This is a genomic window from Amycolatopsis sp. NPDC023774 (assembly GCF_040639695.1).
Classification (GTDB): domain Bacteria; phylum Actinomycetota; class Actinomycetes; order Mycobacteriales; family Pseudonocardiaceae; genus Amycolatopsis.
The window spans coordinates 810770-828399 of record NZ_JBFAAJ010000001.1 but is presented as its reverse complement, the minus strand read 5'-3'; the positions used below and the strand labels follow the sequence as shown (position 1 = coordinate 828399).

Below are 17630 nucleotides of genomic sequence, written 5' to 3'. Positions count from 1 at the left end.
CCCAGGGTGAACCTATTACGCCGAACGGGTGACGATCGCCGCCGCCGCGTCTGAGATGCGGCCAAACGGGTTAGCCGAACGCGACCCGACTCCGCCAAAGGAGAGCCCGATGCCGATCCGCGTGCTGATCAGCCACGAGAGCACCGCGATTCCCTGTGAGAAGTGTGGCTACCGCACGTTGCACGTCGCCCACCTCGTGACCCTCGAAGGCCAGTGCATCGGCCGCAAGCTCGTGTGCACGCTCTGCCGGGAAAACGAGAGCCAGGAGCAGGAAGTGCTCGAAAAGCTCTCTGCCGGCTGAGCTCAGGCCACTTCCCCGCGTCGGCTGTCCACCATGTGCAGTCCCAGCATGTCCAGCAGCAGCGCGCAGTCGTCGGCGTCGCGCGAGTTCGCCGCCACGGCGAGAGCCGCCTTGCGGCGCACCTCTTCCTGGTGTGCCAGATTTTCCTCGGTCATCAGGTCCGCGGCCGGGTGCAGCCCGGCGCTGAAGTCACGCATGCCTGTTCTCCCCGAAGTGCGAGATCCCTTCCGGTCCGAACCTACCCGGGTGCGCACGGGGTGAAACGCGATCAGAGCCAGTCGCGGCGCTTGAACGACGCGTAAAGTCCCACCGAAAGCAGCACAATGGCCACTGTGGACACCCAGAACCCGGACGTGGCCTGGAATCCCGGGTACGGCACGTTCTGCCCGTAGAACCCGGTCACCGCCGTGGGCACTGCGATGATCGCGGCCCAGCTCGTGACCTTCTTCATGATCGTGTTGAGCCGGTTGCCCTGCAGGTTCAGCTGGGTCTCGCGCACGGTCGCCACCAGGTCCCGCAACGACTCCGTCCACTCCGACGCGCGCAGCACGTGGTCGTAGACGTCCTGGAAGTACGGCATCATCACGCTGTCGACCAGGTGCTGGTCGCGCCGCATCACGGTGTTCACGACCTCGCGCATCGGCAGCACCACGCGGCGCAACGCCGTGAGGCTCTTGCGCAGCCGGAACGAACGCCGTTGCAGCTCACGCTGGTCGGGCCGCTCGTCGAACACGAGGTCCTCCAGCGCCTCGATCTGATCGTCGAGCGCCTGCACGCTGTCGAAGTGCCCGTCGACGATGTAGTCGAGCAGGCCGTGGAGCAGGAAGGCGACGCCGGACTTCGCGAGATCGGCCGAGGCGTCCCACCGCTGCGCCACGGCTTCGATGTCGAACCCGTCGTCCTTGCGCACGGTCACGAGCGCCTGTTTCGTCACGAACGCGGCGAGCTCCGATTTCGTGACCATCCCCGTGTCGACGTCGAAGTGCGCCGAGTACGCGATGAGGAAGGAATGCGTGTCGTAGCGGTCGAACTTGGGCCGCTGGTGCTCTTCGGCCGCGTCCTCGACGGCCAGCGCGTGCAGGCCGAGCTCTTCGGAGATCGAGTCGAGGTCGTCTTCGGTCGGCTCGCAGAAGTCGAGCCAGACGGTGGTGGCCGGGTCCCGCAGGTAGTCGGAGACCTGCTCGACCGGGAAGTTCTCTTCGACCAGCACGCCGTCGCGGTAGACCCGCGTGTGCGCCACGCCGTGCCACCTTCCGCCGGGGGTTCAACGTTTCGCCGAAAAGTACCCGCCGGCGATGTCCGCCGAACCCCCGGCGTCCACCGAAGGTGTCATGTGACTGGCGCCACTACGTCGGCTGCGGCACTGTTCACGCCGTGCACTCAGCCCGAGGTCCCCGCCACCCCGTCCGCACCGCGCTGGTGGGGCTCACGGTCCTGGTGCTCGGCATCGTCGCCGCGCTCAACGCCCGGAACCTGCCCGTGATCGGCGACGGCACCACCTACGCCGCCGAGTTCACCGAAGCCGCCGGGCTGCGGAACGGCAGTGACGTGCGCATCGCCGGCGTCGAGGTCGGGCGCGTGTCCGCGGTGACGCTCGACGGCGCTCGCGTGCGGGTGTCGTTCAAGGTCAAGGACGCGTGGCTCGGCGACGGAACGACGGCCGCCATCAAGCTGAAAACGGTGCTGGGCCAGAAGTATGTCGCGCTCGATCCGGCGGGCCCGGGCTCACTCGACCCGGACGTGCCCATCCCGAGCTCGCGCACCACCGTGCCCTACGACGTGCTCGACGCGTTCCGCGACCTCTCGGCCACCGTCGACCACGTCGACACGACGCGGCTCGCACACAGCTTCGACACGCTCGCCGCCACATTCGCCGGCACCCCGGCCGACGTCCGAAGCGCGCTCGGCGGCCTCTCCCGGCTGTCGGACACCATCGCGTCCCGCGACGCGGAGCTGACCACGCTGCTGGCCAACACCCGCACCGTGTCGTCGACGCTCGTCGACCGCGACGCGCAAGTGCAGCGTCTGCTCACCGACGGCAACCTCCTGCTCGGCGAAGTGGCACACCGCGAGTCCGCCATCTCCACCCTGCTCGACGGCTCGCGGCGCCTCGCCACCCAGCTGTCCGGCCTCATCGCCGACAACGACCACACCCTCGCCCCCACGCTCGCCGGCCTCGACCAGCTCACGTCCTTGTTGCAGCGCAACCAGGACTCCCTCGCCCGCGGCGTGAAAGCGCTTGCCCCGCTGTTGCGCCTCGGCACCAACCTCGCGGGCAACGGCCACTGGATCGACGGGTACCTGTGTGGTCTGTTCGCCCCGTCGACGGGCCGCTGAACGAGCAGGGCTGCCACCCGAGTTAGGGCGTGATCTTCCTGCCCGCGTGATCCGCCGACTCCTGCGCAGGATCCTCGTACCCCGGCACGTGCGTGATCCGCACCGTCACCTGGTTGTCGTTGTACGTATAGGCCTCGTACGTGAACTCGATGCCCGTCTTGTCGATGTGTTCCATCCACGCGCGGTACTCGTGGCGCTTCCAGCCCGGGAAGTTGAAGAACTCGTCGAAGTGCACGATGCTGCCCGGGCGCAGGCGCGGGCCGACGTTGTCGAGCACGGTTTTCGCGGAGCTGTAGAGATCGCCGTCCACGTGGAGGAAGTCGACGTGGCCCGGGTGCTTCTCCAGAAAGCCCGGCAGGCTGTCGTTGAAGAGCCCGACGACGAGCTCCGCGCCCGGGACGTCCGGCAGGTCGTCGCGAGCGAAGGCGCCGGCGGGCATGCCGTTGAGCCAGGCCTCGGGCAGTCCTTCGAAGGAGTCGAAGCCGTAGACCTCGATGCCGCCGCGCGCGGCGGCGATGGTGCGCAATGTGTTACCCGACGCGACGCCGAACTCGAGCGCCATCCCACCCGTCGGGGCCAGGGACAACGCGAACTTCAGCGTCTCGGGCGGGCTGCCGAAGTGCCGGGCGCCGATGAGGTTCTCGCGGGCGAACACGTTGCTCTCGAGCGCCGCGTCCTGGTCGCCGGCGAACACGATGTCGCGGCGGCTGCGGATTTCGAACTCCACCACCCGGTCGAGCAACCGGTCGCCCTGGCGGACGATCTCCTCGCGGAGCTCATCGCGGATCCGGTTCAGTTGATCGGTGTACGGGTCATGCAAGCGGGTGGCCACCCGGCGCAGCGCCAGACCGGCTTTGCGCCGCAAAGCTGCGCCCAACGTCCTTGCCATGGAACGATCTCGGTGCGGCTGGGTCATCCCGGGACGATATACAACAACAGGGCACTGGATCGAGGCGGCCGGTTTACCCACGGGTAATGAAACAAGCGTCCACTGTGTACCGATCAGCGGAAGAGGTGGCTGCCCGTGGTGCGAACGTCACCCGCCGCACCCCTGGGGGCAGCTTGCCGGAAACCCTCGGGGCCGATCATGAGATGGTGGCGACCATGACGACACGAATGTGGTGGGCCTGGCAGACGGTCCGCTCGGCCGCGATCGCGTATCGCACCGGGCGCAGACGGGCCCGCGACTGAACGCTGCGGGGGACCCGCCGGCGCGTCAGCGTTCCGGTGACTCCCCGCCGCCCTGCTCGGCCAGGAACCGCTCGAACTGCGAACCGAGCTCCTCGGCCGTCGGCATGTGCTCCTGCGACTCGGCCAGCAGGCTGTCGCGACCGGAGGCTTCGACGAACGTGTCGTACTGGCGCTCCAGCGCGCGCACGACGTCGGCGACCTCGTCGGACTCGGCGACCTGGCGGTCGATCTCGGCGGTGGCCACCTGCGCGGCCACGCGCAGCTCCCCGTCCGGCAGGTGCAGTCCGGTGGCGCGCTCGACGCACTCCAGCACCAGCAGCGCCGCCGACGGGTAGGCCGACTGCGCGAGGTAGTGGGGCACGTGGGCAGCGAAGCCCATCGCGTCGTGACCCCACTCGCCGAGGCGGTACTCCAGCAGCGCGGACACGCTCCCGGGCACCTGCATGCGGTTGGGCAGCGGCTGGTGGTCGCCGCCGATGAGGCTCTCGCGCGTGGCGTGAGCCGTGACGCCGAGCGGACGCGTGTGCGGGGCGCCCATCGGGATCCCGTGGAAACCGACGGTCAGACGCACGCCCCAACGCTCCACGAGGTGCTTCACAGCGGTCGCGAAGCGCTCCCACTCGTGGTCGGGCTCGGGACCGGACAGCAGCAGGAACGGCACGCCGTCGGTGTCGTGGAGGAGGCGAACGGCCAGCTCAGGAGCCTCGTAGTCCTCCCAGTGGTCCACCGCGTAGGTCATCGGCGGGCGACGGGAGCGGTAGTCGATGAGGCGGTCGACATCGAAGCGCGCGATCACGCGGTTCTCGACCTCGTTCGTCAGGTGGTCGGTGACGAGCCTGCCCGTGGAGCCCGCGTCCATGAAACCGTCGAAGAAGTGCAGGAGCACGGCTCCGTCCAGGTCGGGGACGTCCGAGTCCACCTCGTACAGTTCCTCGGGATCGAATCCCACCGGATCCTCCTGCTGATCGTGTCGTGCACGGACGTAACTCGGTACAACGCGGCACCACCGCGAATCCATCCCGCCCGCGGCCGAAATAGTAACGCCACGCACTCACCGAGGCCCCGGATCGGGGCACCCTGACACTTGTCGTGGCCACGATCACGACAGATCAGGCACGCTGAGCAGGTGACCGCAAAAGAACCGAGCCTCAGCCTTCGGCCACCCGAGCATCGGGTGAGCCGCAAGGCCATCGGCCACTGGACGGCGTCGGCCGCGATCGGCTGGCTCGGCGTGATCGGGGTGCAGGCGGTGGTGGTCGCCACGAGCGACGACCCGCCGTCGTGGCTCTCGGTGACACTTATGCTCTGCTGCGTGCTCGGTCCGCTGCACCTGCTCGTGATGCCGCAGTGGCGCTACCGCGTGCACCGGTGGGAGGTCACCGCGGAAGCCGTGTACACGCAGGCTGGCTGGCTGAAGCAGGAGTGGCGGATCGCGCCGATCTCGCGGATCCAGACCGTGGACATCGAGCGCGGCCCGTTGGAGCAGTTGTTCGGGCTGGCCCGGATCACGGTGACCACGGCGTCGGCCGCGGGACCGCTGCGGATCTCCGGACTCGACCACGACTGCGCCGTGGCGCTGGCCGACGAGCTGACGCGGACCACGCAGGCCGTGCTCGGGGACGCCACGTGAGCGCGGCGTTGCCGGCGGCCACGCAGGCGTACGAGGGCACGGCCGAAGCACCGTGGCACCGGCTCGACCTGCGGATGCTGCTGATCCGGCCGGTGCTCGACCTCGTGCGGTCGCTGCCCGTGCTCGTCGGCGCGCTCGTGCTGGGCTCCGGCAACAACTGGCAGTGGATCGGGCTCGCGTTCACGGCTTTGACGATCGCCACCGGCATCTCACACTGCCTCACCTCGCGCTACCGCGTCAGCGCGACGCAGGTGGAATGGCGCACCGGGCTGCTGCTGCGCAAGCAGCGCGCGGTGCCACGCGACCGGATCCGCACCGTCGACGTGGTGTCGGAGCCGAAGCACCGGCTGTTCTCCCTGGCCGCGGTGCGCATCGGCACCGGGCGGCACTCACAGGGGAAGGGGCCGGGCAAGGACGAGCTGGTGCTCGACGCCGTCACGCGCCAGGAAGCGCAACGGCTGCGGATCCTGCTACTGCACCGGAAGACCGTGCCGGCCGACGTCGTGGCGCCGCCGGAGCAGCTGGTGGCGGCCGTCGACCGGAAGTGGCTGCGCTACGCGCCGTTCACGCTGTCCGGCATCGCGGTGGTGGGCGCGATGCTCGGCACCGTTTACCACTTCGCGCACGAGCTGAACCTCGACCCGGTGCGCTACGGGCCGTTGCGTGAGCTCGCCGACCGCGTGACGCAGGAACCCGTGTGGCTCACGGTGGTCACGGCGGCGATCGGGCTGCTGCTGCTCGTGTCGGTGCTTTCGGTGGGCGGCTACGTGCTGTCGTTCTGGAACTTCCGGCTCACGCGCGAGCCGGGCGGCACGCTGCACATCCGGCGCGGGCTCATCACCACGCGGTCGGTGTCGATTGAGGAAGACCGGCTGCGCGGCGTCGAGCTGAAGGAACCCTTGCCGCTGCGGATGGCCGGCGGTGCGAAGTGCGTGGCCGTGGCCGCGGGCCTGCGCGAGGGCAAGGGCGCCGACAAGGGCGGGGGGCTGCTGCTGCCGCCCGCGCCGCTGGGACGCGCGCAGGAGGTGGCGGGGGAAGTACTGGGCGAGGACGTCGCGGGAGCGGTGCTCGTGCGGCACCCGCGGCAGGCGTTGAACCGGCGGATCACGCGGGCGTTGACGAGCGTGCTGGTGCCGGCGGCGGCGCTGTTCCTGCTGGCGTGGGCCGGGGCGTTGCCGGACTGGCCGTGGCAGCTGGTGCTGGTGCTGGTGCCGCTCGCGGTGCTGGTGGGCTGGGACCGTTATCGCACGCTGGGCCACGCGCTGGCCGGCCGCTACCTCGTCACGCGCTCGGGCTCGCTGGCACGCACGACGGTCGCGGTGCGGCGCGACGGGCTGACCGGGATCGTCGTCGAGCGCTCGTGGTTCCAGCGGCGCGCCGGGCTGGTCACGGTGGTCGCGCCGATCGCGGCGGGGCGTGGCCGCTACCACGTGGTGGACGTCGGCGAAAGCGCCGGACTCGCGCTGGCCGACGCGACGGTGCCGGGGTTGCTCACGCCGTTCCTGGTCACCGCGAAACGGGCCGAATAGCCGCCCGTGATCATTCCGGCGAATGTGCTGCACGCCATTGTTCTGAGTATGTGGTAATTTATTCACTTGTCGTGTGCGCGAGTCGGGTCGCAGACCACGAAGAGGTTTCGAATGCCGCCTTCCGAAGAAAGCTCCGCGGGGCCGCGCCGAACGGCAGGCACGAGCAGTTCGCGCAAGGTTCTGCAGGTGCTGCTCGCGTTCTCCGAGCACCGGTGGGAAGCGAGCGTCGCGGAGCTGGCCGAGGTGATCGGCAGCCCGGTGGCCACGACTTATCGCTACGTGCAGTTACTGAAGGAACTGCAGCTGCTCGAAGAGGCCCGCTCGGGCCGCTACCACGTGACCAGCCAGGTGATGCCGCTCGCGCGCGCCGCGCGGCTGGCCAACGACGTCGCGCGGATCGCCCGCCCGGCCATGGAGGAGGCGTCGCGCGAGCTCGGCGAGACGATCCTGCTGTTTCAGCACTTCGGCGACCTGGCCGTATGCACCGACCGGGTCGAATGCGACCGCGCCATGCGGTTCACGTTCCAGCCCGGGCACTCGATCCCGCTCGGCGCGGGCGCGACCGGCAAAATGCTGCTCGCCCTGCTGCCCGATGGCGAACGCGAACAGCGCGTGGCCGAGATCGCGCGCGAACACGGGATCGAGGTGCGCGAGGAGCTGAAGCTCGCCCTGGCGAACCGCTACGCGCAGAGCTGGGGCGAGATCGAAGACGGCGTGTGGGCGTGTTCGGTGCCGGTGGAAACGGGGCGGACGCGGCCGAGCGTGCTCTCGCTCGTCGGGCCCGCCGCGCGCATCGGCGACGCCGCGCGGGCGGAGGCGATCAGCGCGTTGCAGGTGTATGCCGAGCGAATCAAGAAAGCAGTTTCGTCGTATTCGGTGTAGCGGGTAGGAATGGGGATGATCCGGCTCGCTCGTGCGTCCGACCTGCCCTTGCTGGGCGAACTCGAACGCGCGGCCGGGGAGCCGTTCCGCGACCTGGGGATGGCGGCCGTCGCGGATGACGAACCGTTTTCGGTGGCCCAGCTGCGGCCGTACCAGGCCGATGAGCGGTGCTGGGTGGTGGATGGCTCGGGTGTCGTGGCCGGATACCTGCTGGCGGACGTCGTGGACGGGAACGGTCACGTCGAGCAGGTGTCGGTCCTGCCGTCTTTCGCCCGCCGGGGGCTCGGTCGCCAGCTGATCGAGACGGCGGCTTCGTGGGCGGTTGCCCGTGGTCTGCCGGGGCTGACTTTGACGACCTTTCTCGACGTGCCGTGGAACGCTCCGTACTACATGCGGCTGGGCTTCCGGGAGTTTTTCGAGTCGTCGTGGGGACCTTCGCTGCGCGCCATCCGCGAGCACGAGGCCGCCCTCGGGCTGGACCGCTGGCCGCGTGTCGCGATGATTCGCTGACCAGCGGTGTTACCCCTCCGGGGGACATGCGTCGCCCACCAGGGGGACCCGATTTGCGAGCGCCTTCGAACACGTGTTCTACTGATCGAGCCGGCCCCGGAGGGGGAAGCTCCGCGGGCCGGCACCGAGGTTTTCTGATCGTCTGGAGGCAGCGTGGCAGTCAAGATCACCCACCTCACCAACGGCCAGCAGGTGCGCTTCGCCAACGCCGACGGCGCCCGCCGCTATGCCGAAATCATGGGCGGCGGCGTCGACAAGTGGGCGTTCACCGATGTGCCGGGCGAGTCCGAGCTGCCGAAAATGTCGGCGTCGGTCGTTAATGTCCCGGTATGGCGTATGACTTCCAGGTGACCGTGGACTCCGCGGAACCGCACACCCAGGCCGACTGGTGGGCCGAGACGCTCGGCTGGACCGTCGAACCCAGCGACGAGGCCTTCATCCGCGAGATGATCTCCAAGGGCTACGCGATGGAGTCCGACACCACGCTGCACAGGGGCGTCTTGGTCTGGCGCGAAGGCGCGGCGATCTCCCACCCGGAGAACTCGCGCCGCGTCCTGTTCCAGCTGGTGCCCGAGGGAAAAGCGGTGAAGAACCGCCTCCACCTCGACCTCCGCGTCGGCGGCCCGGAGAACATGGAGGAGGAGTTCGCCAAACTCCAGGCCAGGGGCGCGACGTTCCTGCACCGGGGTTCGCAGGGCCCGAACCGCTGGATCACCCTGGCGGACCCAGAGGGCAACGAATTCTGCATCGGCTGACGGTTCGGCCGGCCTTCTTCAGGGGCCCTGCCAGCCGCCTCGGCTCCACCCGCATCTCGCGCCCCGGCTCGGCTGACTTGGGGGCAGCCGAGCCTTCGGGGCGACCACACCTTGCGACTCGGGCCGCCCTTGCCATTCCACGCGGACCCTACGATTCCACGCCGGTCCACACCACTCCGTGCAGCGCCTCGCCATCTCACGCGGCGCCATGCCATCCATGCGCGCCTCGCGAACCTGCACCGCAGGTTGCCAAGCTGCGCGCCTCTTGCCAACATGCGCGCGCCTCCGCAACCCGTGCCGCGCCTCGCCAACCCGCACCGCGCCAACCCGTGCACGCCTTGCCAACCCGCACCGCACCCGGCCAAACCCGCGCACGCCTCTTGCCGCCCCGCGCCAACCCGGGCACGCCTTGCCAACCCGCACCGCACCCGGCCAAACCCGCGCACGCCTCTTGCCGCCCCGCACCGCACCCCACCAACCCGCGCACGCCTCGCCACTCAGACCACCCAAGCCGACCCGCGCAGGCAGGTACCACTCTGCGGTTCCTTGCCATTCCGCATGGGAACAAGTCAGTCCACGCTGGCCATGGCCCATGCCGTTCCGCGAGGCGCCCTCGCCAATCAGCACGGCATCCCGCCACCTCAGGCGGCGCATCGCCACCGCAGTGGCACATGCCAAGCTGCATTGCACTGGCCACTGCCTCGGCACCATGCCACCTGCACGCCGTCTTGCCAGTTGAAGGCGCACCGCCCAATCCGCGCGGAACCTCGCCGTTACCCGCCGCGCCTTGCCACGACAAACGCACTGGCACTGACAGCGGCAGAACCCCTGCGGCACCTCGAGGCATGGCGACACCCATGACGCCTTGCCAACTGGTGCGGACACTTGCCACCGCATGTCACAGGTTGCCGACGCAACGACAAGGCAAGAGGCATGGGACTTGCCACTCCTCTCCACCCTTGCGACGCGCACCGCGCCTTACCGATCGCAACGACAATTTGCCACCAACGGTGGCAAATTGCAGGTAGCGTGACCGAGGATCTTGCGGTCAGGTGCATCGCGTGGGGTGATGCGTGCCGTCCGTGGGCCGCCTGCAGTGGTGGCTGGCCCGACCGTCCAGGGGCAGGAGGCCCGAACACCCATGACGTCCCGGCGAGAGACCCAGCTGTTGTCCCGAGCCGCCGAGTACAGCGCAGCCGCTCTGCGCAACGTCAGGAAAGAGTTCCCCAACGACATCCGCAGCACGATGCGGTTCCCGGGGGACTTCCCGAACCGTCCACGCGACCTGTATCCCGCCTTCTACGGTTGCTTCGACTGGCATTCCTGCGTCGAGATGCACTGGCTGCTGGTCCGGCTGCTCCGCACAGTCCCAGCCGCACTCCCCACCGACGAAATCCGGACCGCACTCAACAAGCACCTCACCGCCGACGCCCTCGGAGGCGAAGCCGAGACGTTCCGGACCAAGGGATCAAGAGCCCGCCCCTACGGCTGGGGCTGGGCCCTCATGCTCCACCACGAAATCGCCACCTGGGACGACCCCGACGCCCGAACCTGGTCGGCCCACCTCGCCCCGCTGTCGGCAGCGGTCACCGAGGCTTTCCTCGGCTGGCTGCCGAAACAGGCCTACCCCATCCGCACCGGCGCGCACAACAACAGCGCCTTCGGGCTCTCCCGCGCACTGCCCTACGCCAGAAGCCAAGCCGAAGACCCAGCTCTCCTCGCCGCCTTCGAAGACGCCGCAACCCGCTGGTTCAGCACCGACACCGACTACCCCGCCAACTGGGAACCCTCCGGCGCCGATTTCCTGTCGCCCGCCCTCACCGAAGCGGAGCTGCAGGCCAGTCTCCTGCCGCCCGACGAGTTCGCGGCCTGGTTCGACCGGTTCCTCCCCGAGCTTCCCGCCTCGCTCCTCACCCCGGCCACCGTGACCGACGACAGCGACGGCCAGATCGCCCACCTCCGCGGCCTCAACCTCAGCCGCGCCTGGTGCTGGCTCCGCCTGGCCGACAGTCTCCCCACCGCCGACCCACGCCGGCCCCTGCTGACCCGAGCCGCCAAAGCACACGCGGAGCCGGAGCTGGACCACGTCAGCGGCAGCGACTACATGGTCGAACACTGGCTCGCCTGCTACGCCGTCCTCTACCTGACCGCCGGCTCACGCGACCACGCAGGAAAGGGCGCCCCCGCGCGGAACGCCCCCCAACGAGCGGAAACCTAACCCCGCAGCCGGGAAAGCGCCGCCGGAATGGCCGCCGCCAGCAGATCCAGCTCCTCGTCCCCTGCCACCAGCGGCGGCGACATGGCGATCCCCTTCCCCAACGGCCGCACCAAAACCCCTTCGTCCCGCACCAGCCGCTGCAGCTTCCCCGGCGCCCCGGGGTCCGCCGCCAGCACTTCCGCCGACAGCTCCACCGCGGCCAAGAACCCCAGCCCAGCCCGAACCTCCGCGACCAACGGGTGCTCAGCCGCACCGGCCAGCGCGTCCGCCAACGGCTTCTCCAGCTCCCGCCCCCGCGGAATCAGCCCGTCCTTCTCATAAATGTCCAACGTCGCCAACGCCGCCGCGCACCCCACCGGATGCCCGGCGTAAGTAGCCCCGTGCCGCAAAACCGGCGCACCGGCCGAACCAGTGAAGAACGGCTCCGCCACCTCGGGTGAAACCAACAACGCGGCCAACGGAATGGTCCCACCAGTAAGCCCCTTGGCGGTCGTCACCATATCCGGCCGAACCGCCCACCGATCGATCCCGAACCACGTCCCCAACCGCCCGAACGCGGCGATCACACAGTCCGCCACGAAAAGCACCCCGTACCGATGACAAACCTCCACCGCGGCCTCGAGATACCCCTCCGGCGGCAACAACACCCCACCCGCACCGATCACCGGCTCGCAGAAAAACGCGGCAACGCGATCCGCGCCCACCCGCAGGATCTCGGCCTCCAAAGCGGCAACACTGTCATACGCCACATGCGAAAACCCCGAGGGCATCGGCCCGAACCCCTCAGCATTGACGGGAATCCCACCAACCGCCGTACCGAAGCCGTGCGTCCCGTGGTACCCCTGCATCCGCCCGATGACGTGGGTCTTCTCCGGCCGTCCAGTGTGGACGAAGTGCGCCCGCGCGATCTTCACCGCGGTGTCGACGACATCACCACCGCCCGAACCGAGGAACACCTTCGAGCCCGGCACAGGAGCGAGTGAAGAAAGCCGCGAAGCCAACTCCAACGCCGGCTCGTTCGCGTAGTACCCGAACAGGTTGTACGAATCCAACTTCTCCAGTTGCGCCGTCACGGCCTGGGTGATCTCAGGCCGCCCGTGCCCGAAGTTCGCGTACCAGAGCGAAGCCGTGGCGTCGAAGTAGCGGCGGCCGGCGTCGTCCCACACGTACGAGCCCGAGCCGCGCGTGATCACGAAGCGGTCGCCGTCGACGGCGCCCATGTCCGCGAACGGGTGCCACAGCGGGTTCTCCATGCGATCCTCCTTGTGTCACAACGAAAGGAACTCGGCGATCTCCGACTCCGAGTACCCGATTTCCGCAAGCACCTCCGCCGTGTGCTGGCCCAGCACCGGCGGCGGCGACGTCGGCCGCGGCTGCGTGTCCGAGGCCTTCACCGGGAAGCCCGTGCCCAGGTAGGTGCCGATGGTCGGGTGCGGCAGCCGCACGACCTGGTCGCGCGCGGCGGTCCACGGGTCGGCGTACACGTCGTCGATGTCGTTGATCGGCGCGGCCGGGATGCTCGCCGCGTCCAGCGCCTTCGTCCAGTCGTCGACGGTGCGCGTGACCAGCACCTCCGCCAGCAACGCGTTGAGCTCGTCGCGGTGCGCCGACCGCGCCGCGTTGGTCGAGAACCGCGGGTCCTCCGCGATGTCCAGGCCGAGCACACCGCAGAACGCGCGCCACAGCTTCTCGCTGCCGACCGCGATGATCAGCCAGCCGTCGGACACGTGGTACGCCTGGTACGGAACGATGCTCGGGTGTGCCGAGCCCATCCGGCGCGGGCGCGGGGTGTCGTAGAAGTGCGCGCCGGCGGCGTAGATGTGCCAGGCGAGCTGCGCGTCGAGCAGCGAGACGTCGAGGTACTGCCCGCGTCCGGTCGTGTGCCGGGCCTGCAGAGCCATCAGCACGCCGATGATCGCCCACGTGCCCGCATTGAGGTCGGCCACCGGCAGGCCGACCTTGGCGGGCGCGCCGTCCGGTTCGCCGGTCAGCCCCATCACGCCGCCGAGCGCCTGCGCGACGAGGTCGTAGCCCGGTCGGTCGCGGTACGGCCCCGTCTGGCCGAAGCCCGTGATCGAGACGTGGATCAGGCGCGGGTTCAGCTCGGACAGCGAGGCGTACGACAGGCCCCACCGCTCCAGGGTGCCGGGGCGGAAATTCTCGACGAGCACGTCCGCGTCGGCCACGAGCCGGCGCACGGCTTCGCGGCCGCGGTCGGACTTGAGGTCGAGCACGATCCCGCGCTTGTTGCGGTTGGCGGCGAGGAAGTACACGGCTTCGTCACCGACGAACGGCGGGCCCCACAGACGCGTGTCGTCGCCGTGACCGGGCGGCTCGACCTTGACGACGTCGGCACCCATCTCGCCGAGGTACTGCGTGCAGTACGGCCCAGCCAGGATCCGGGAGAGGTCGACGACCTTGAGACCGTCGAGTGGGCGGACCTCGGGCATGGGCGGCTCCTCGTGGCATCGTCGCGGACCTATTCCTCCTTTCTACCTCCCGGGCAACGGATTACCTACCAACGGCCCATTGACGTGAACCGTTCACTACTGTTGATTTCTGAGTGGGTATGTGCTGCTTTGAGTAGTTCTGTTGCGCACTCTGGGAGGTATTCATGCGTCGTCTTGTGGGCCTGCTGGCGGCTGCCTGCCTGACCACCGGCCTGGCCGCCGCCCTCACCGCCGCGAGCGCGGAAGCGGCCCCCGCCGCGCCGAACGCCGTCCAGCAGGAAACCGGCGCGCTGCCGCCGATGGGCTGGAACAGCTGGAACAAGTTCGGCTGCAACATCAACGAGACCCTCATCCGCGAAACCGCCGACGCGATCGTCAGCAGCGGCCTGCGCGACGCCGGCTACCAGTACGTGAACATCGACGACTGCTGGGCCGAGCAGAACCGCAACGCCGAGGGCAAGTTCGAGGCCAACCACGAACGCTTCCCGAGCGGCATCAAGGCACTCGCCGACTACGTGCACGGAAAGGGCCTCAAGCTCGGCATCTACACCAGCGCCGGCACGCAGACCTGCGCGAAGACCATGCCCGGCGCCCTCGACCACGAGGACGTCGACGCGCAGACCTTCGCCGACTGGGGCGTCGACTACCTCAAGTACGACAACTGCAACAACGAGGGCCGCCCCGCCCTCGAGCGCTACACGAAGATGGGCGACGCGATCAAGAAGACCGGACGGCCGATGATCTACGCGCTGTGCGAGTGGGGTGAGAACCAGCCGTGGCTGTGGGGAAAGACCTCCGGCGCGCAGCTGTGGCGCACCACTGGTGACATCAGCGACAACTGGACCAGCATGACCGGCATCCTCGACCAGCAGGTGGGGCTCGAGAAGTACTCCGGGCCCGGCGGCTGGAACGACCCCGACATGCTCGAGGTCGGCAACGGCGGCATGACCGACGCCGAGTACCGCTCGCACTTCGCGCTCTGGTCGCTGATGAACGCGCCGCTGCTGGCGGGCAACGACGTCCGCTCGATGCCCGCCGCGACGAAGGCGATCCTGGCGAACAAGGACGTGGTCGCCCTCGACCAGGACTGGGCGGGCGTGCAGGGCCACAAGGTCCGCGACGACGGCGACACCGAGGTGTGGGCCAAGCCGATGTCCGACGGTTCGGCCGCGGTGGTGCTGTTCAACCGCGGGATCTCCAACGCGACGATGACGGTTAACGCGTCGGACATCGGCCTATCCGGGCGCGATTTCCGCGTGCGTGACCTGTGGACGGGCGCGGAGACGGAGAGCGCGGGGACGCTGCGGGCGACCGTGCCGAGCCACGGGTCGGCGGTGTTCCGGGTGTGGCCGGCGAAGTTCCCGGCTGCCGCACCGGCGGCGACGCTGTCGCTCGACACGGGCTCGTACTTCCCCGCGGGGAAGCCCTTCACGGCTCACGTTCGGCTCGCCAACGACGGCAGCACCCCGCTCGCCGCGGCTCGGGTGACCGTGTCGGCGCCGTCCGGCTGGCAGCTAGACGGGCGTGGCGACGTCCTCGTGCCGGTGGTGGCTCCGGGGAAGTCCTGGGACCGCGCGGTAACGGTCAAGCCCGTGAAGCCGGGTGCGCAGGTGGCGATCTCGGCGAAGGCTTCGTACACGACGGGGTGGGGTCGGCGTTCGTTGTCAGCTGACGCGAGCGGACCGGTCGTGACACCGTTCGCTTCCGGGGTGACGCCGATGTCGAAGGCGCCGTTCCTGCTGACGGAAAACGGCTGGGGCCCGGTCGAACGCGGTACCAGCAACGGCGAGAACCAGGCCGGTGACGGGAACCCGATCACGATCAACGGCCAGGTCTACGCGGATGGCCTGGGAGCGCACGCGCCGTCGCTGGTCCGGGTGTATCTGGGTGGGAGTTGCCAGACGTTCCATTCGGTCGTGGGCCTGGACGACGAGTTCGCCACGGGAAGTGTGACGTTCGAGGTTCGCGGTGACGGCAAGACGCTGGCTTCGACGGAGGTGTTCCGCCATGGCTCGGCGGCGCAGGCGGTGGATGTGCCGTTGGGTGGCGTGCAGGTGCTGGACCTCGTCGTGACGGATGGTGGGGACGGGAACAACACGGATCATGCCGACTGGGCCGATGCGGCGGTGACCTGCTGAATCGGTCCGAACCATTCACAGCCGCCACGCCGCGGCGGGAGAATGCGGCATGGCGTCGACGGAGGCCCTGCCGGCCGAACACTGGATGATCACCGGAAGCCGCAACGGGAAACCGCTGCCGGAAGTGGTCGTACGGCGGTGGGCGTGGTTCTGCGACCACGCCCGCCGCAGCCGCATCCACTACGTGACCACGGAGTTCGTCGGCGTGGCCTGCGCGGCGGCGGTACCGGTGTTCGCGGCATTGCGGTGGGACGTGGCGTTCAGCGCGATCGCCGGCGCACTGGTGCTGATCGCGACGACGATCCGGACGGTGCTGGGGTTTCACGACGACTGGATCGAGTACGTGCGGCTGAGGTTCTCTTTGGAGCGGGATGCGACGGCTTATCTGTACAAGATCGCGCCGTATGACGTTTCGGATGAGGAGGCCGTGCGGGTGCTGGTCACGCGGCACGAGGAGCTCGGTGCCGAGCTGAGGGATGGGTGGTTTGCCAGGAGGAAGAAGCTCGGTGATGGAGGGCAGGGGGGCAAGCCGCCGGGGTAGGGGTGTTTTAGTTCTTCGTCCTCGGTCATCGCAGGGCGTGTTGCGTGGGGTGGGCACCCCGAAGCTGGATCGTGTAGACGGTCGGTAAGCCGTTGTCAACGCGGGAAAGCGTGCCTTGACAACGGCTCGCCGACCGCAAAGAGGCTTCGGATCGGGGTGCCGGGGCGGGTCTGGGTGCCGGTTCCGCTGCGTGAGCGGGTCGGTGGCAAGCGTGGCCGCGGCCTGGGCGAGTGCCGAGTTCGCAGGCGGCCGGCGGTTGTGTGGTCGCCGACGCGGCCCAATGTGGCGTTCAGTGCGTTGAAGGCACCCAACGTGGCGTTCGGTGCGCTGGGCGCACCCAACGCCGCGTTGGGGGCTGGTGGTCAGCGGGCGCCGAGGTCGAAGTCGAGGCTGTAGCGCTTCGAGGGCATCGCGCCGGCGGATTTGGCGCCGTCGATGGGCAGGACGGCGCCGTTGATGAAGCGGGATTCGTCGGTGGCCAGGAAGAGGATGGCCTTGGCGACTTCGGTGGCCTCGCCGACGCGGGCGGCCGGGGTGCTGGCCACGAGTTGGTGTTGCTTGGTCTCGAAGTCGTCCGGGGAGGCGAGGGTCGAGCGGAGCATGTCGGTGTCGATGGCGCCCGGGTTGACGGTGTTGGCGCGAATGCCCTGGTGGGCGTGGGCGACGGCGAGGGACTTCGTGAGGCCGACCAAGGCGTGCTTCGTCGCGTTGTAGACCGGGTCGCTCGGGCGGCCCATGACACCGCCGTTGGAGGACGTCGTGATGATGCTGCCGGAGCGTTGCGCGAGCATGTGGGGCAGGACGGCGCGCGTGCCGAGGAAGGCGGTGCGGACGTTGAGGGCGAAGATGGTGTCGAAGTCCTCGAGCGTCGTCTCCGTGAGGGGCTTCGCGAGGTGGACGCCGACGTTGTTCACCAGCACGTCGATGCGGCCCGCGTCCTCGATGACGCCCGCGACGAAGTCGTTGACCGCGGTCTCGTCGGTGGCGTCCACGAGCGAATGGCGGTAGCCGTCCAGGTGGGCCGCCGGCTCGCGGATGTCGCTCGCGAAAACCACCGCGCCCTCGGCCAGGAACTCCTGCACCGTGGCGAGGCCGATGCCCCGCGCTCCCCCGAAGATCACCGCGACCTTGCCGGCCAACCGGCCCAT

At 69.1% G+C, this 17630-nt stretch carries 17 protein-coding genes and 1 pseudogene; 11 read left to right on the top strand and 7 right to left on the bottom strand.

Annotated elements, in window-relative coordinates; translation table 11 throughout:
- The first annotated feature begins 28 nt into the window (after window positions 1-28).
- Window positions 29-301 carry a hypothetical protein gene (locus AB0F91_RS04125; RefSeq protein ID WP_360594548.1) on the top strand — a complete coding sequence of 91 codons (273 nt, stop codon included), beginning with the start codon at window positions 29-31 and terminating at the stop codon, window positions 299-301.
- Between the two features lie 2 nt (window positions 302-303).
- On the opposite strand, the gene AB0F91_RS04120 is transcribed toward AB0F91_RS04125, so the two are convergent.
- Both AB0F91_RS04120 and AB0F91_RS04115 read right to left on the bottom strand, forming a co-directional pair.
- On the bottom strand, window positions 304-498 hold the full coding sequence (locus tag AB0F91_RS04120; RefSeq protein WP_360594546.1) for a hypothetical protein: 195 nt from the start codon (window positions 496-498) through the stop codon (window positions 304-306).
- A 71-nt stretch (window positions 499-569) separates the two neighbouring features.
- The gene (locus tag AB0F91_RS04115; protein WP_360594545.1) at window positions 570-1541 is read right to left on the bottom strand and encodes a magnesium transporter CorA family protein; all 972 of its coding nucleotides are present in this window, start codon (window positions 1539-1541) and stop codon (window positions 570-572) included.
- 134 nt (window positions 1542-1675) lie between these two features.
- On the opposite strand from AB0F91_RS04115, the pseudogene AB0F91_RS04110 reads away from it, so the two are divergent.
- Window positions 1676-2664 (top strand): annotated as a pseudogene (locus AB0F91_RS04110) (MCE family protein).
- On the opposite strand, the gene AB0F91_RS04105 reads toward AB0F91_RS04110, so the two are convergent.
- Both AB0F91_RS04105 and AB0F91_RS04100 read right to left on the bottom strand, forming a co-directional pair.
- On the bottom strand, window positions 2661-3527 hold the full coding sequence (locus tag AB0F91_RS04105) for a class I SAM-dependent methyltransferase (protein WP_360594543.1): 867 nt from the start codon (window positions 3525-3527) through the stop codon (window positions 2661-2663). The pseudogene AB0F91_RS04110 and the gene AB0F91_RS04105 overlap by 4 nt on opposite strands.
- Window positions 3528-3854: 327 nt before the next feature.
- The gene (locus tag AB0F91_RS04100; protein WP_360594542.1) at window positions 3855-4778 is read right to left on the bottom strand and encodes a PAC2 family protein; all 924 of its coding nucleotides are present in this window, start codon (window positions 4776-4778) and stop codon (window positions 3855-3857) included.
- 177 nt (window positions 4779-4955) lie between these two features.
- Between AB0F91_RS04100 and AB0F91_RS04095 the strand changes: the two genes are divergently transcribed.
- From AB0F91_RS04095 to AB0F91_RS04065, 7 genes are all read left to right on the top strand, one after another.
- Window positions 4956-5459: a PH domain-containing protein gene (locus AB0F91_RS04095; protein ID WP_360594541.1), complete on the top strand. Its 504-nt coding sequence runs from the start codon at window positions 4956-4958 to the stop codon at window positions 5457-5459.
- A gap of 74 nt (window positions 5460-5533) precedes the next feature.
- On the top strand, window positions 5534-6988 hold the full coding sequence (locus AB0F91_RS04090) for a PH domain-containing protein (protein WP_360595154.1): 1455 nt from the start codon (window positions 5534-5536) through the stop codon (window positions 6986-6988).
- A 186-nt stretch (window positions 6989-7174) separates the two neighbouring features.
- The gene (locus AB0F91_RS04085; RefSeq protein ID WP_360594539.1) at window positions 7175-7870 is read left to right on the top strand and encodes an IclR family transcriptional regulator C-terminal domain-containing protein; all 696 of its coding nucleotides are present in this window, start codon (window positions 7175-7177) and stop codon (window positions 7868-7870) included.
- 15 nt (window positions 7871-7885) lie between these two features.
- Window positions 7886-8380, top strand: a complete 495-nt coding sequence (locus AB0F91_RS04080) for a GNAT family N-acetyltransferase (RefSeq protein ID WP_360594537.1) — start codon at window positions 7886-7888, stop codon at window positions 8378-8380.
- Between the two features lie 153 nt (window positions 8381-8533).
- Window positions 8534-8731 (top strand): hypothetical protein, encoded by a 198-nt coding sequence (locus AB0F91_RS04075; RefSeq protein WP_360594535.1) that lies wholly within the window; start codon window positions 8534-8536, stop codon window positions 8729-8731.
- Entirely contained in the window at window positions 8710-9135 is a 426-nt protein-coding gene (locus tag AB0F91_RS04070; protein ID WP_360594534.1) for a VOC family protein, read from the top strand. Before AB0F91_RS04075 ends, AB0F91_RS04070 begins: the two co-directional genes overlap by 22 nt.
- A gap of 1141 nt (window positions 9136-10276) precedes the next feature.
- Window positions 10277-11353, top strand: coding sequence for a DUF2891 domain-containing protein (locus AB0F91_RS04065; protein ID WP_360594532.1), 1077 nt, complete (start codon window positions 10277-10279; stop codon window positions 11351-11353).
- Here AB0F91_RS04065 and AB0F91_RS04060 read toward each other — a convergent pair.
- A complete protein-coding gene (locus tag AB0F91_RS04060; protein WP_360594531.1) occupies window positions 11350-12573 on the bottom strand; it encodes an aminotransferase class III-fold pyridoxal phosphate-dependent enzyme in 1224 nt (407 codons plus the stop codon). The genes AB0F91_RS04065 and AB0F91_RS04060 overlap by 4 nt on opposite strands.
- Window positions 12574-12621: 48 nt before the next feature.
- A complete protein-coding gene (locus AB0F91_RS04055) occupies window positions 12622-13803 on the bottom strand; it encodes a CoA transferase (RefSeq protein ID WP_360594529.1) in 1182 nt (393 codons plus the stop codon).
- A gap of 164 nt (window positions 13804-13967) precedes the next feature.
- Here AB0F91_RS04055 and AB0F91_RS04050 point away from each other — a divergent pair, with 164 nt between their 5' ends.
- Window positions 13968-15941, top strand: coding sequence for an NPCBM/NEW2 domain-containing protein (locus AB0F91_RS04050; protein WP_360594528.1), 1974 nt, complete (start codon window positions 13968-13970; stop codon window positions 15939-15941).
- 49 nt (window positions 15942-15990) lie between these two features.
- Window positions 15991-16482 carry a DUF4231 domain-containing protein gene (locus tag AB0F91_RS04045; protein ID WP_360594526.1) on the top strand — a complete coding sequence of 164 codons (492 nt, stop codon included), beginning with the start codon at window positions 15991-15993 and terminating at the stop codon, window positions 16480-16482.
- A 362-nt stretch (window positions 16483-16844) separates the two neighbouring features.
- Here the strand turns inward: AB0F91_RS04045 and AB0F91_RS04040 are convergent, their stop codons facing one another.
- A complete protein-coding gene (locus AB0F91_RS04040; protein WP_360594524.1) occupies window positions 16845-17630 on the bottom strand; it encodes an SDR family oxidoreductase in 786 nt (261 codons plus the stop codon).